Raw genomic sequence first — 11,416 nt, forward strand, 5'->3', positions numbered from 1 at the left:
CGGGGGCGCGGCCCGGTCCGCGGCGGTGGCCCGTGGCAACGGGCGGTGGCCGCCGGTCAGCGCGTCGCGGCCACCGGCCCGGACTCCGCGTTGACGAACGCGCCGATCGCCTCCAGGACCACCTCCGGCTGCTCGACGTGCGGGAAGTGCCCGGCCTCCGCCACGGGCCGGAACGTCGCGCGCGGGAAGGCGGAGGCGAGGGCGCGCTGGTAGGCGAAGGGCGCGATGCCGTCCTGCTCGCCCGCGAGCACCAGCACGGGGACGGTGACCCGGTGCAGCCTGCCGCGCAGCTTCGGGTCGTGGCAGAACGGGTCGCCCGCGTAGACGGCGAGGGCGCGCTGGTTGGCGGCCATCACGGCCTTCTGCTCCTCGCTCAGCGTGGCCGGGTCGGGGCGGAACGCGGGGTTGTGGAAGGCGAGTTCGCCGGTCCTGACCGGTCCGAGCGCGGCCGGGTCGGCGAACCGCACCCCGGGCTCGGGCGTGATGCCCGTCGCGCCCAGCAGCGCCAGGCGGCCGATCCGGCGGCCGGTGTCGCGCAGCGCCATCTCCGCCGCTATCCACCCGCCGACCGAACTGCCGGCCACCAGCACGTCGCGCAGGCCGAGTTCGTCGAGCACGTCGAGGTAGGCGACGGCCAGGTCGGCGACGCAGTCGGCCCACTCAGGCCGGGGCGTGCCGTCGAACCCGGGGTGGGTGGGCACGATGACGCGGGCGTGCCGCGAGACCGCCGCGGCGAAGCCGCCCATCGAGCGCGGCCCGGCGCCGCCGTGCAGCATCAGGACGCCGGTGGTGGCGCCGGAGTCGCCGAGATCCTGGACGGTGACGCTCAGGCCGTCGCGCAGGTCGATCACGCGGGTGGTGGCGGTGGGAGCGGAAGTCGTCATGGTGGGGCGTTCCTTGTCGTCGTGGGTGCGGGTGGGGGCGTGCCGGCGTCGCGTCACTCGGCCGCGCCGCCCGTGGGAGTGGTGGCGTAGCGGCTCATCACCTCGGTGACCGCCCCGGGGGTCATGGCGCCGCCGCCGGAGAGCATGTCGCGCAGGTCCCGGAAGTACTGGACGTACAGGTCCGGTGTGAAGGTGTTGATCATCACCAGCGGCTGGTCGCCGGGGTTGGCGAAGGTGTGCGGGGCGCCGGGCGGGACCATGACCAGCGTTCCGGCGGGTGCCTCGTGCACGGTCTCGCCGACGGTGAAGACCGCGGCGCCGGACACCACGTAGAAACCCTCGTCGTGCTGCGCGTGGCGGTGCTGCGGCGGCCCCTCGGTGTGCGGGGGGATGGTGATCTCGGCGATGCCGAGGCGGTGCCCGGTGGTGGTGCCGTCCTCCAGGATCCGGACGCGGGCCGTGCCCAGGTCGATGACCTCACCGCCGTCCCGGGTCACCAGGGCGACCTCGGGGGCGGGGGAGGGGAGGGGTGGATCGTCGGTCATGGCCTGCTCCTGCTGTTCGTCCTGCCGCTCGTGAGAGCCGACTCTCATGAATGTAGGCACCGGAGGGCGTTCATGCAAGCCCTCTCTCATAACCAGAGTGGACTTGCTAGAGTGGTCCCATGCAGCAGCGAAGCGAACAGGCGTCGCGGCGGGGTCCCAGCGCCGGCCGCGCCAACCAGAAGCTGCGGACGCGCACCGCGATCCTGCGGGCCGCCTCCGAGCTGATGCGCGAGGGGCGGAACGTGACGATGCCCGAGGTCGCCAAGGCCGCCCTGGTCTCCGAGGCCACGGCCTACCGCTACTTCCCCGACCTGGCCAGCCTGCTGGGGGAGGCGATGGCCGGTCAGTGGCCCGCCCCCGCCGAGGCGCTGGCCCACGTGGCCGGCTCCACCGACCCGGTGGAGCGCGTCGCCGCCGCGGCCGAGCACCTGGCCCGCACCGTGCTCGCCCACGACGGCGCCCCCCGCGCCATGATCGCCGCCACCATCACCCGGCCCGAGGACGTCTCGGCCCGCCCCGCCCTGCGCCTCGGCCTGATCGACCACGCGCTCGCGCCGGTCGCCGGCACCCTCGACGCCGACGCGCTGGAGCAGCTGAAGCGGGGCCTGTCGATCGTCATCAGCGCCGAGGCCGTCTTCACCCTGACCGACCTGCTCGGGCTCGACGCGCAGGAGGCGGTGGCGAGCGTCGTGAGCACCGCGACCGCACTGACCCGCGAGGCCGTGCGGCCTCAGGCCTAGTGGGTGGCCCCCGACAGCGGCAGGCCGACGATGCCCGCGATGACCAGCGTGATCGAGACGATCTTCAGCACGTTGACCGTGTCGCCCAGGAAGACCATGCCGTAGATCGCCGTGCCGCTCGCGCCGATGCCCGTCCACACCGCGTACGCCGGACCCACGTCCAGCTTGCGCAGCGACAGCGTCAGCAGCCCGAAGCTGCCGAGCGCGAAGCAGGCGAAGGCGATGGTCGGCCACAGCCGGGTGAAGCCGTGGGAGAGCTTGAGGCAGACCGCGAACCCGGTCTCCAGCAGTCCGGCCACCACGACCAGCAGCCATGCCATGTGCGCGCCTCCGATCCCCGTCCACCGGACCGGTAGATCATCACACAGACGCCACCACGGTGAGCGGCAACCGGGCCGACCGGCGCCCTGAGTGCCCTGAGCGCGCACGCCCGGCACCCCGCCTCAGTCGCCCTCGCGGCGCTCCCGGGTCGCCAGCAGCCGCCGCAGCGAGTACAGCCGGGCGGGCTCGGCGTGCCCCGCCTCGACCCAGGCGTCCAGCGCGCAGTCCGGCTCGTCGTGGCTGCACGCCCTCGGGCACTCGGCGGTGCCCGGTTCCAGGTCGGGGAAGGCGTGGATGACGCGGGACGGATCGACGTGGTGCAGGCCGAAGGAGCGCACGCCCGGGGTGTCGATGACCCAGCCCTCGCCGTCCGGCAGCGGCAGCGCGAGCGCCGACGTCGTGGTGTGCCGGCCGCGTCCGGTGACCGCGTTGACGTGCCCGGTGGCCCGCGCGTGCTCCGGTACCAGTGCGTTGACCAGGGTCGTCTTGCCCACGCCGCTGTGGCCGACGCAGGCGGTCACCCGGCCGGCCAACCGCTCGCGCACCGCGGCCAGCGCGTCCCCGGTCAGCTCCTCACGACTGGTGACCACATACGGCACGCCCAGCGGCGCGTACGTCTCCAACAGCGGTTCCGCGGGCGCCAGATCGGCCTTCGTCAGCACCAGCAGCGGCTCAAGCCCGGCGTCGTAGGCGGCCACCAGGCAGCGGTCGATCAGCCGCGGGCGCGGCTCCGGGTCGGCCAGCGCGGTCACGATCGCCAACTGGTCGGCGTTGGCCACCACCACCCGCTCGTACGGATCGTCGTCGTCGGCGGTGCGGCGCAGCACCGAGCTGCGCTCCTTGACCCGCACGATCCGCGCCAGCGTGTCCTTGTCGCCCGACAGGTCGCCGACGATGTCCACCCGGTCGCCGACCGCGATGCCCTTGCGGCCCAGCTCGCGGGCCTTCATCGCGGTGATGTGGCGGTCCTCGACCAGGCAGGTGACCCGGCCCCGGTCCACGGTGAGCACGAAGCCCTCGGCTGCGTCCTCGTGCTTGGGGCGGATGCGGGTGCGTGGGCGGGTGCCCTTGCGGCCCGGGCGCACCCGCACGTCGTCCTCGTCGGCGTCCTTGCCGTAGCGCCGCATGGCGGGGTGTCAGGCTTCCCGTCCGGCGAGCGCGTCACCGCGCGCCGCGAGCATCCCGGTCCACAGTTCGGGGAAGTCCGGCAGCGTCTTGGCGGTGGTCGCCACGTTCTCCACCTCGACGCCGTCCACCACGAGGCCCAGCACCGCGGCGGCGGTCGCCAGCCGGTGGTCCTCGTAGGTGTGGAAGACGCCGCCGTGCAGCGGCCGGGGGCGGATGCGCAGGCCGTCCGCGGTCTCGGTGACGTCACCGCCCAGCTCGTTCAGCTCCTTGGCCAGCGCCGCGAGCCGGTCGGTCTCGTGCAGCCGCAGGTGCGCGATGCCGCGCAGCTCGGACTCCGAGTCGGCCAGCGCCGCGACCGCCGCGATCACCGGGGTCAGCTCGCCCACCTCGTGCAGGTCGGCGTCGATGCCCTGGACCCGGCCGGTGCCGGTGAAGGTCAGGCCGCGCTCGTCCAGCTCGTACGTGCCACCCATCCGGGTGAAGATCTCGCGCAGCGCGTCGCCCGGCTGCGTGGTGCGCTCCGGCCAGTCCGGAACGGTGACCCGGCCGCCGGTGACCAGCGCGGCGGCCAGGAACGGCGCGGCGTTGGACAGGTCCGGCTCCACGGTCAGGTCGCGGCCGAGCAGCGCGCTGGGCGCCACCCGCCACACGTTCTGCTCGCCGCCTCCCTCGGGGGAGTCCACCTTGGCCCCGGCCATCCGCAGCATGTCCACCGTCATCCGGATGTGCGGCAGCGACGGCAGGGTGGCGCCGGTGTGCCGCAGCTCCACGCCCTGGTTGAAGCGCGGCGCGGACAGCAGCAGCGCGCTGACGAACTGCGACGAGGAGGAGGCGTCCACCTCCACCCGGCCACCGGTGAGCGAACCGCCGCCGTGCACCGTCAACGGCAGCGCGCCGCGCCCCTCGTCGTCGATCCGGGCGCCCAGCGCGCGCAGCGCGTCGATGACGCCGTGCAGCGGGCGTTCGTGGCTGCGCGGGTCGCCGTCGAAGCGGACCGGCCCGTCCGCCAGCGCCGCCACCGGGGGCAGGAACCGCATCACGGTGCCCGCGTTGCCCACGTCCACCTGGGCGGGCCCGTACAGCCCGGCCGGGATGACCCGCCAGGCCTCGCCGCCGGTGGACTCCGCCGCGCCGGAGGCACTGTTGGGCAGCGCCTCGATGCCCACGCCCATGGCGCGCAGCGCGTCCGCCATCAGCAGGGTGTCGCGGCTGCGCAGCGGGCGGCGCAGCCAGCCCGGTTCGGAGGCCAGGGCGGCGAGCACCAGGGCCCGGTTGGTGACCGACTTGGATCCGGGCACGGTGACGATCGCGTCGACTGCGCCGGATGCGGTCGGTGCGGGCCAAAGGTCGGTGTGCGCGGGGTTCTCGGTCATGGGAAGCAACTCTAGTGGCTAGGTGAAGCGGCGAATCGTGACCGGAACGGTCGAAATCCGCCGGAAACAACGACTTGGTATGAGCCTGCGGTCACCCGTCCGCACGTGCGGCCCCGGTCGCGGGCGCGTTCACGCCCTCGGCGCAACGCCGCGCTCACCACCGGCGCACGCGCGGCTCGCAGCCCGAGCGGCCACAGGCCCACAACCCGAGCGGCCGCCGGCTCACACCCCGAGCAGCCACCGCCCGCCGCCCACCAGCGCGCACAGCGCGACCGCGTAGAAGAGCACCAGCCACATCGCCGCCGGCACGTTGGTCAGCCGGGCGAGCTGGTCGGCGTCGGAGTCCGGCGCCTGCCCGTAGCGCCGCTTGCCCTGGAGCTCGATCACCGGCCGTACCCCGCCCAGCAGCAGGAACCACACCGCCAGATACCCGAACGCGGCCTGGGTCGTCGCCCCCGTCAGCCAGGAGACCAGGAAGAACGCGCCGCCCGCGACCACCACGGTCAGCACCCCGTAGGCGTTGCGGATCATCACCAGCATCGCCACCAGCAGCGCCACCGCCCCCCACAGCAGCGCGGTGATGTGCCCCGCCGCCAGCAGCCAGGCGCCGAGCAGGCCTATCAGGGACGGCGCGGTGTAGCCCGCGGCGGCGGTCAGCACCATGCCGATGCCGTGCGGCTTGCCCCGCGAGACGGTCAGCCCCGAGGTGTCGGAGTGCAGCCGGATGCCCTCGAGGCTGCGCCCGCTCAGCAGCGCCACCAGCCCGTGGCCGCCCTCGTGCGCGATGGTGACCGCGTTGCGGGTGACGTGCCAGACGCCGCGCGGCAGCACGGCGGCGAGCGCGACCACGCCGGTCACCCCCACCAGCCAGGCCGGCGGGTGCGGCTGCGTGCCCACGACCCGGTCCCACACGTCGCTGATGTCCTTGATGTCCATGGCTCCCCTGAGAAGAACGACGCCCTTGCAACGTGTGGAGCCGGGGCATGGTGCCGGCGCCCGCGACGCCGTGGCAGTGTTGCACCCATGTGCGGGCGATACGCGGCGAGCCGGGATGCGGGGGAGTTGGCCGAGCGGTTCGGGGCGGAGCGCCGGGACCCCGCCGAGCAGCTCGCGCCGGACTGGAACGTCGCCCCGACCAAACGCGTGTACGCGGTCCTGGACCGGCCGGAGAAGGGGTCCGGATCGCCGCGCCCGGTACGGCAGTTGAGGGTGCTGCGCTGGGGGCTCGTGCCGCCGTTCGCCACCTCGCCCGAGGGCGCCGCCCGCATGATCAACGCGCGGGCCGAGACCGTGCACGAGAAGCCGTCCTACCGGCGGGCGTTCGCCGCCCGCCGCTGCCTGCTGCCCGCCGACGGGTATTACGAGTGGCTGACCGGCCCGGACGAACGGCAGCTCGAGGAGCAGGGCAAGCGCAAACGCGCGCGCAAGCAGCCGTACTTCGTCACCCCGGCCGACGGCGAGGTGATGGCGTTCGCCGGGCTCTACGAGTTCTGGCGCGACCCCGCGCTCCCGCCGGACCACCCGGACGCCTGGCGGGTGACCTGCGCGGTGATCACCACCGAGGCCGACACCGAGCCGCTGGCGGGGGCCGCCTACGAGGGCGGTCCGGCCGCGCTCGCCGACATTCACCCCCGCATGCCGCTGATCGTCACCCCCGACCGCTGGGACGCCTGGCTCGACCCGTCCCGCACCGGCGAGGAGGAGACGCGCGCCCTGCTCGTGCCGCCGCCCGCCGGGACGGTCCGCGCCTACCCTGTGACGACCGGGGTCAGCGACGTGCGCAACAACGGCCCCGAACTGCTCCAGCCGCTGCCCGCGCCCGAGGAGGCGACGCTGTTTTGACCGAGCGCGAGGGCGCCCCCGCTGAGGAGCGCGAGACGGTCGCCACCTCGCAGGGCGACGCCCGCATCACCTGGCACCGGGCAGCCCGGCCGTACGCGGTGCTGGCCGCCGGGCACGGCGCCGGGGGCGGGATCGAGGCGCGCGACCTGGTGGCGCTGGCCGCCGCGCTGCCGCCGCAGGGGGTCACCGTGGCGCTGGTCGAGCAGCCGTGGCGGGTGGCGGGCAAGAAGGTCGCCCCGGCGCCGAGGACGCTGGACGCGGCATGGACCGCGCTGTGGCCCGCGCTGGCCCGCGAAGGGCTCCCGGTGGCCGCCTCGGGCCGCAGCGCCGGGGCCAGGGTCGCCTGCCGCACCGCCAAGGGCCTGGGCGCCGCGGCCGTGGTCGCGCTGTCCTTCCCCCTCCACCCCCCGGGGAAGCCGGAGAAGTCCCGCGCGGACGAACTGCTGGGCGCCGGGGTGCCGACGCTGGTGGTGCAGGGCGGTCGTGACCCCTTCGGGCGCCCCGGGGAGTTCCCGGCCCCGGTGGCGCCCGTCGAGGTGCCGTACGGCGACCACGGCTTCGCCGTGCCGAAGCGGGCCCCCGTCACCCAGGAGGCCGCCCTGGCCCTGCTGACGGGCACCGTCGCGGACTGGCTGGCGGCCACGCTCAAGCCGTAGCGGCCACACTGCGGGCCGCAGCGGTCGCGCTCCGGCGCGTACGTACGGGCTTCGGCGCGTACGTACGGAGGCGTGCGCTCCGGCGCGGGAATGACTGGGCGGGCCGTCGCGTTGTGCCAGGCGACAGTACGCGGCGGCGGCCCGCCGGACCGCGTAGGTACCCGCTCGATCGAGGAAGGCAGCGCATGGGTTCACTCGCGTGCCAGGCCCGCTCCCAGGCTCCCTACCTGTCGTGGCCGCGGTGGGGGACCACTTCGGGCACGTCCGGCGGCGTCGAGTCGTCCGGGATATTCTCCCAATCGGGCGTCGTCGCACGAGGCGGCCGCGCCGCGGTGGTGGAGGAGGTGGGTCCGGTCACAGGGACCGACGACGGCACGACGGGCGAGCAGCCGCAGCCCCGCCCTGAATCCGAGAGCCCGCAGGAGCGCAGCGCGCGCTTCGAGCGGGACGCGCTGTCCTACCTCGACCAGATGTACTCGGCCGCCCTGCGCATGACGCGCAACCCGGCCGACGCCGAGGACCTGGTGCAGGAGATGTACGCCAAGGCGTACGCGTCCTTCCACCAGTTCCGCGAGGGCACCAACCTCAAGGCGTGGCTCTACCGCATCCTCACCAACACCTTCATCAACTCCTACCGCAAGAAGCAGCGTGAACCACAGCGCAGCGGCACGGAGGAGATCGAGGACTGGCAGCTGGCGCGGGCCGAGTCGCACATGTCGACGGGACTGCGCTCCGCCGAGTCCCAGGCCCTCGACCACCTCCCGGACTCCGACGTGAAGACGGCGCTCCAGTCGATCCCCGAGGAGTTCCGCATCGCCGTCTACCTGGCCGATGTCGAGGGCTTTGCCTACAAGGAGATCGCCGACATCATGGGGACACCCATCGGCACGGTGATGTCCCGCCTGCACCGTGGACGGCGGCAGTTGCGCGGTCTGCTGGAGGACTACGCGCGCGAGCGCGGGCTCGTTCCCGCGGGGGCCGGTGCCCCCGGCGCGGGCGAGTCGCACGAAGCGAAAGGCTCGGACACATGAGCTGCGGCGATCCGCACGAGACGGACTGCTCCGAGGTTCTCGACCACCTCTACGAGTACCTCGACCGCGAGATGCCCGAGGGCGACTGCACCAAGTTCGAGGAGCACTTCGGCGAGTGCAACCCGTGCCTGGAGAAGTACGGCCTGGAGCAGGCCGTGAAGAAGCTGGTCAAGCGCTGCTGCGGGCATGACGACGTGCCCGGGGACCTGCGCTCGAAGGTGCTGGGCCGCATCGAGATGATCCGCGCCGGGGAGATCCGGCCTGAGGCCGAGGCGTCCCGGGACCAGGCGTGCGAAGACCCCGCCAAGGCCTCGGAGCCGGAGCCCTCGAAGGCGTCGCGGGCATCGAACGCCGCACAGGCATCGAACGCCGCACAGGCCTCGAACGCCGCACAGGCCTCGAACGCCGCACAGGCCTCGAAGCCCGAGAGCGAGCCTGCCTGAGGCGTCCGGTGAGCTCGACCGGCAGCGACCCACGGACACCGCTCACCGCACCGGTACCGCGCACCACACCGGCGACGCCGGTAACACCATCACCCTTTCCGACGGGCGTGGCCCGCCATACGACGACGCATGCGCGTTCGGTGGCGTACCACGCCCGTAGGCGTACCTGAACGGCCGAGAAAACTCCCCGTAAGGGGCGAACCGGTCGGTAATGAGCGAGGTTCCGCGCCCTCGTGGTTGGATGCGCACCAGGGGAGGGGTTGACGCCCCCGCCGGCTGGCAAGGAGGAGTGGTGAGCACCGAAATCCAGGCGGAAATGGTGGCCAATGTATGGAAGGTTGTCGCTCATGAGGGCGATGCCCTGACGGAAGGCGACACCTTGGTGATTCTGGAGTCGATGAAGATGGAGATCCCGGTGCTCGCCGAGTCGACGGGCGTCGTCGCGGAACTCAAGGTGGCGGAGGGCGACGTGGTGCAGGAGGGCGACGTCCTGGCCGTCATCGGCTGAGACGGCCCGGCTCCGGCACCAAAGGACATGGAGCCACGAGGCTCCCAGCCGCAGGGCTGCGAGCCACCAGGCCCCGACCATCGGCTCTGAACCATCCGCAGCAGGCGTGGAACAGACCCAGACCAGCAACCGGCAGCAGGCGGGAATCGTGAGGATCTTCGGCAGAGTGCGGCACCGGCCCTCCACCACGTGGCGGCAGGCCACCGACCGTGCCTTCACGCTGATCGACGACGGGCGCTACGAGGACGCCGGCGCGCTGCTCACCCGCGCCGCCGACCTGGAGCCCTGGCTGCCCGAGTCCTGGTACAACCTGGCCCTGCTGCACAAGTTCCGCCACGACTGGGAGCAGGCCCGTTCCGCCGGTCTTCGCGCCGTCGCCCTGCTGGACCGCGACTCCGGCGCCCCCGACTGGTGGAACATCGGCATCGCCGCCACCGCCCTTCAGGACTGGCCGCTGGCCCGCCGCGCCTGGCAGGCGTACGGCCTGCGGATGCCGGCCGGCGAGGCCGGGGCGCCCTCGGACGCCCCGGTGACCATGGCGCTGGGCAGCGCCGCGGTGCGGTTGTCCCCCGAGGGGGAGGCCGAGGTCGTCTGGGGCCGCAGGCTGGACCCGGCCCGGCTGGAGGTCCTGAGCATCCCGCTGCCCTCCTCCGGGCGGCGCTGGGGCGAGGTGGTGCTGCACGACGGCGTCCCGCACGGCGAACGCGTCGCACCGGACGGCGGTACCTTCCCGGTCTTCGACGAGATCGAACTGTGGGCGCCCTCGCCGGTGCCGACCTGGCTGGTGCTGCTGGAGGCGGCCACCGAGGCCGACCGGGACGCGCTGGAGCGCCTCGCGGCCGACGCCGGGTACGCGGCGGAGGACTGGTCGTCGTCCGTGCGGCTGCTGTGCCGGACGTGCTCGGAGTCCCGGATGCCCACCGACGACGGCTCGGCCGCCACCCGCGACCCGCACGACCACGGCGAGCCGGGCCACCCCGGCCACCTCTCCCACCTGTCGCACCGCAGCGAGGGCGCCCTGTGGGTGCCGGAGCGGGAGTGCGGGATCGCCGCCCCGGCCGGCCTGGTGCGCGGGCTGCTGGACGGCTGGGTCGCCGACAGCCCGGACAGCCGGGACTGGCGCGATCTGGAAGAGGTCTGCTGAGCGCCGCCCGGTGGCCGTACCCTTGACAGTCGTGCCGGTCCACGGGCCGGCCCCGGTCATCACGATGTTCAGGGAAGGCGTACGGCAGACCATGACCCAGCAGGAGCAGACCGCTCAGGTGTCGGAGTTCACCGACGACACGGTGGACGCCGAGCAGCGGGAGGCGGCGCACCGGGAGCGCGGCACGGTGCGCCCGATCACCGTCGTCGGCAACCCCGTGCTGCACAAGCCGTGCGCCACGGTCACCGAGTTCGACGACAAGCTCGCCGCCCTCATCGACGACATGTTCGCCAGCCAGCGCGCCGCCGAGGGCGTCGGCCTGGCCGCCAACCAGATCGGCGTGGACGCCCGGGTCTTCGTCTACGACTGCCCCGACGACGAGGGCGTGCGGCACGTCGGCCACGTCGTCAACCCGGTGCTCGACGAGCTTCCCGCCGACCAGCGGGTGCTGGACGACTCCAACGAGGGCTGCCTTTCGGTGCCCGGCGCCTACATGGAGCTGGCCCGCCCGGACTACGCGATCGTGCGCGGCCAGGACCTGCACGGCAACCCGATCGCCGTCCACGGCCGCGGCTACTTCGCCCGCTGCCTCCAGCACGAGACCGACCACTTGAACGGCCACCTCTACCTCGACCGCCTCTCCAAGCGCGAACGCAAGGACGCCCTCCAGCAGATGGCCGAGAAGACCCCGCGCTACGAAGTCGTCCCCAACGACTGACGCCCCGGCCCGCGGCCCGCGAGAACGCCGAAGTGCCCCGGAAGGCTTTCCTTCCGGGGCACTTCGGCGTTCAACGGCCCCTG

Annotated in this window: 14 protein-coding genes; 8 read left to right on the forward strand and 6 right to left on the reverse strand. The window is 73.5% G+C overall.

Annotated features, from left to right (window positions below; all coding sequences use genetic code 11):
- Positions 1 to 56: 56 nt before the first annotated feature.
- Both CK485_RS18580 and CK485_RS18585 read right to left on the reverse strand, forming a co-directional pair.
- Entirely contained in the window at positions 57 to 884 is an 828-nt protein-coding gene (locus CK485_RS18580) for an alpha/beta hydrolase (protein ID WP_109451969.1), read from the reverse strand.
- A 53-nt stretch (positions 885 to 937) separates the two neighbouring features.
- Positions 938 to 1,429, reverse strand: coding sequence for a cupin domain-containing protein (locus tag CK485_RS18585; RefSeq protein WP_109451971.1), 492 nt, complete (start codon positions 1,427 to 1,429; stop codon positions 938 to 940).
- 119 nt (positions 1,430 to 1,548) lie between these two features.
- On the opposite strand from CK485_RS18585, the gene CK485_RS30100 reads away from it, so the two are divergent.
- Positions 1,549 to 2,169 carry a TetR/AcrR family transcriptional regulator gene (locus CK485_RS30100; protein WP_109451973.1) on the forward strand — a complete coding sequence of 207 codons (621 nt, stop codon included), beginning with the start codon at positions 1,549 to 1,551 and terminating at the stop codon, positions 2,167 to 2,169.
- Here CK485_RS30100 and CK485_RS18595 read toward each other — a convergent pair.
- From CK485_RS18595 to CK485_RS18610, 4 genes are all read right to left on the reverse strand, one after another.
- Positions 2,166 to 2,489 carry a multidrug efflux SMR transporter gene (locus CK485_RS18595; protein ID WP_109451975.1) on the reverse strand — a complete coding sequence of 108 codons (324 nt, stop codon included), beginning with the start codon at positions 2,487 to 2,489 and terminating at the stop codon, positions 2,166 to 2,168. The two genes, CK485_RS30100 and CK485_RS18595, sit on opposite strands and share 4 nt — an antisense overlap.
- A gap of 123 nt (positions 2,490 to 2,612) precedes the next feature.
- Positions 2,613 to 3,617: a ribosome small subunit-dependent GTPase A gene (gene rsgA / locus CK485_RS18600; RefSeq protein WP_109451977.1), complete on the reverse strand. Its 1,005-nt coding sequence runs from the start codon at positions 3,615 to 3,617 to the stop codon at positions 2,613 to 2,615.
- A gap of 9 nt (positions 3,618 to 3,626) precedes the next feature.
- Complete coding sequence (gene aroA, locus CK485_RS18605; RefSeq protein ID WP_109451979.1) at positions 3,627 to 4,991, reverse strand: 3-phosphoshikimate 1-carboxyvinyltransferase; 1,365 nt, start codon at positions 4,989 to 4,991, stop codon at positions 3,627 to 3,629.
- Between the two features lie 222 nt (positions 4,992 to 5,213).
- Positions 5,214 to 5,927: a M50 family metallopeptidase gene (locus CK485_RS18610; protein WP_109451981.1), complete on the reverse strand. Its 714-nt coding sequence runs from the start codon at positions 5,925 to 5,927 to the stop codon at positions 5,214 to 5,216.
- A gap of 87 nt (positions 5,928 to 6,014) precedes the next feature.
- Between CK485_RS18610 and CK485_RS18615 the strand changes: the two genes are divergently transcribed.
- The 7 genes from CK485_RS18615 to def all read left to right on the forward strand — a co-directional run bounded on the left by CK485_RS18615 (position 6,015) and on the right by def (position 11,333).
- Complete coding sequence (locus CK485_RS18615) at positions 6,015 to 6,833, forward strand: SOS response-associated peptidase (RefSeq protein WP_109451983.1); 819 nt, start codon at positions 6,015 to 6,017, stop codon at positions 6,831 to 6,833.
- Positions 6,830 to 7,489, forward strand: coding sequence for an alpha/beta family hydrolase (locus CK485_RS18620; RefSeq protein ID WP_109451985.1), 660 nt, complete (start codon positions 6,830 to 6,832; stop codon positions 7,487 to 7,489). Before CK485_RS18615 ends, CK485_RS18620 begins: the two co-directional genes overlap by 4 nt.
- 344 nt (positions 7,490 to 7,833) lie before the next feature.
- Positions 7,834 to 8,520 (forward strand): sigma-70 family RNA polymerase sigma factor, encoded by a 687-nt coding sequence (locus CK485_RS18625; protein WP_199239445.1) that lies wholly within the window; start codon positions 7,834 to 7,836, stop codon positions 8,518 to 8,520.
- Positions 8,517 to 8,963 (forward strand): mycothiol system anti-sigma-R factor, encoded by a 447-nt coding sequence (rsrA, locus tag CK485_RS18630; RefSeq protein WP_109451989.1) that lies wholly within the window; start codon positions 8,517 to 8,519, stop codon positions 8,961 to 8,963. The genes CK485_RS18625 and rsrA overlap by 4 nt, the downstream gene beginning before the upstream one ends.
- A 292-nt stretch (positions 8,964 to 9,255) precedes the next feature.
- Positions 9,256 to 9,471 carry a biotin/lipoyl-binding carrier protein gene (locus CK485_RS18635; RefSeq protein ID WP_109451991.1) on the forward strand — a complete coding sequence of 72 codons (216 nt, stop codon included), beginning with the start codon at positions 9,256 to 9,258 and terminating at the stop codon, positions 9,469 to 9,471.
- A 148-nt stretch (positions 9,472 to 9,619) separates the two neighbouring features.
- Entirely contained in the window at positions 9,620 to 10,615 is a 996-nt protein-coding gene (locus tag CK485_RS18640) for a hypothetical protein (RefSeq protein ID WP_109453230.1), read from the forward strand.
- A gap of 91 nt (positions 10,616 to 10,706) precedes the next feature.
- Complete coding sequence (gene def, locus CK485_RS18645) at positions 10,707 to 11,333, forward strand: peptide deformylase (protein WP_109453232.1); 627 nt, start codon at positions 10,707 to 10,709, stop codon at positions 11,331 to 11,333.
- The last annotated feature ends 83 nt before the right edge of the window (positions 11,334 to 11,416 follow it).

The sequence above is a fragment of the Streptomyces sp. ICBB 8177 genome (genome assembly GCF_003144095.1).
Lineage (GTDB): Bacteria > Actinomycetota > Actinomycetes > Streptomycetales > Streptomycetaceae > Streptantibioticus_D.

Excerpts from the sequence above, each read along its gene's own strand:
- CK485_RS18610 (WP_109451981.1), bottom strand. The coding sequence starts at position 5,927 with ATGGACATCAAGGACATCAGCGACGTGTGGGACCGGGTCGTGGGCACG.
- rsrA (WP_109451989.1), top strand. The coding sequence starts at position 8,517 with ATGAGCTGCGGCGATCCGCACGAGACGGACTGCTCCGAGGTTCTCGAC.
- CK485_RS18615 (WP_109451983.1), top strand. The coding sequence starts at position 6,015 with ATGTGCGGGCGATACGCGGCGAGCCGGGATGCGGGGGAGTTGGCCGAG.
- CK485_RS18595 (WP_109451975.1), bottom strand. The coding sequence starts at position 2,489 with ATGGCATGGCTGCTGGTCGTGGTGGCCGGACTGCTGGAGACCGGGTTC.
- rsgA (WP_109451977.1), bottom strand. The coding sequence starts at position 3,617 with ATGCGGCGCTACGGCAAGGACGCCGACGAGGACGACGTGCGGGTGCGC.
- CK485_RS30100 (WP_109451973.1), top strand. The coding sequence starts at position 1,549 with ATGCAGCAGCGAAGCGAACAGGCGTCGCGGCGGGGTCCCAGCGCCGGC.
- CK485_RS18585 (WP_109451971.1), bottom strand. The coding sequence starts at position 1,429 with ATGACCGACGATCCACCCCTCCCCTCCCCCGCCCCCGAGGTCGCCCTG.
- def (WP_109453232.1), top strand. The coding sequence starts at position 10,707 with ATGACCCAGCAGGAGCAGACCGCTCAGGTGTCGGAGTTCACCGACGAC.
- CK485_RS18580 (WP_109451969.1), bottom strand. The coding sequence starts at position 884 with ATGACGACTTCCGCTCCCACCGCCACCACCCGCGTGATCGACCTGCGC.
- aroA (WP_109451979.1), bottom strand. The coding sequence starts at position 4,991 with ATGACCGAGAACCCCGCGCACACCGACCTTTGGCCCGCACCGACCGCA.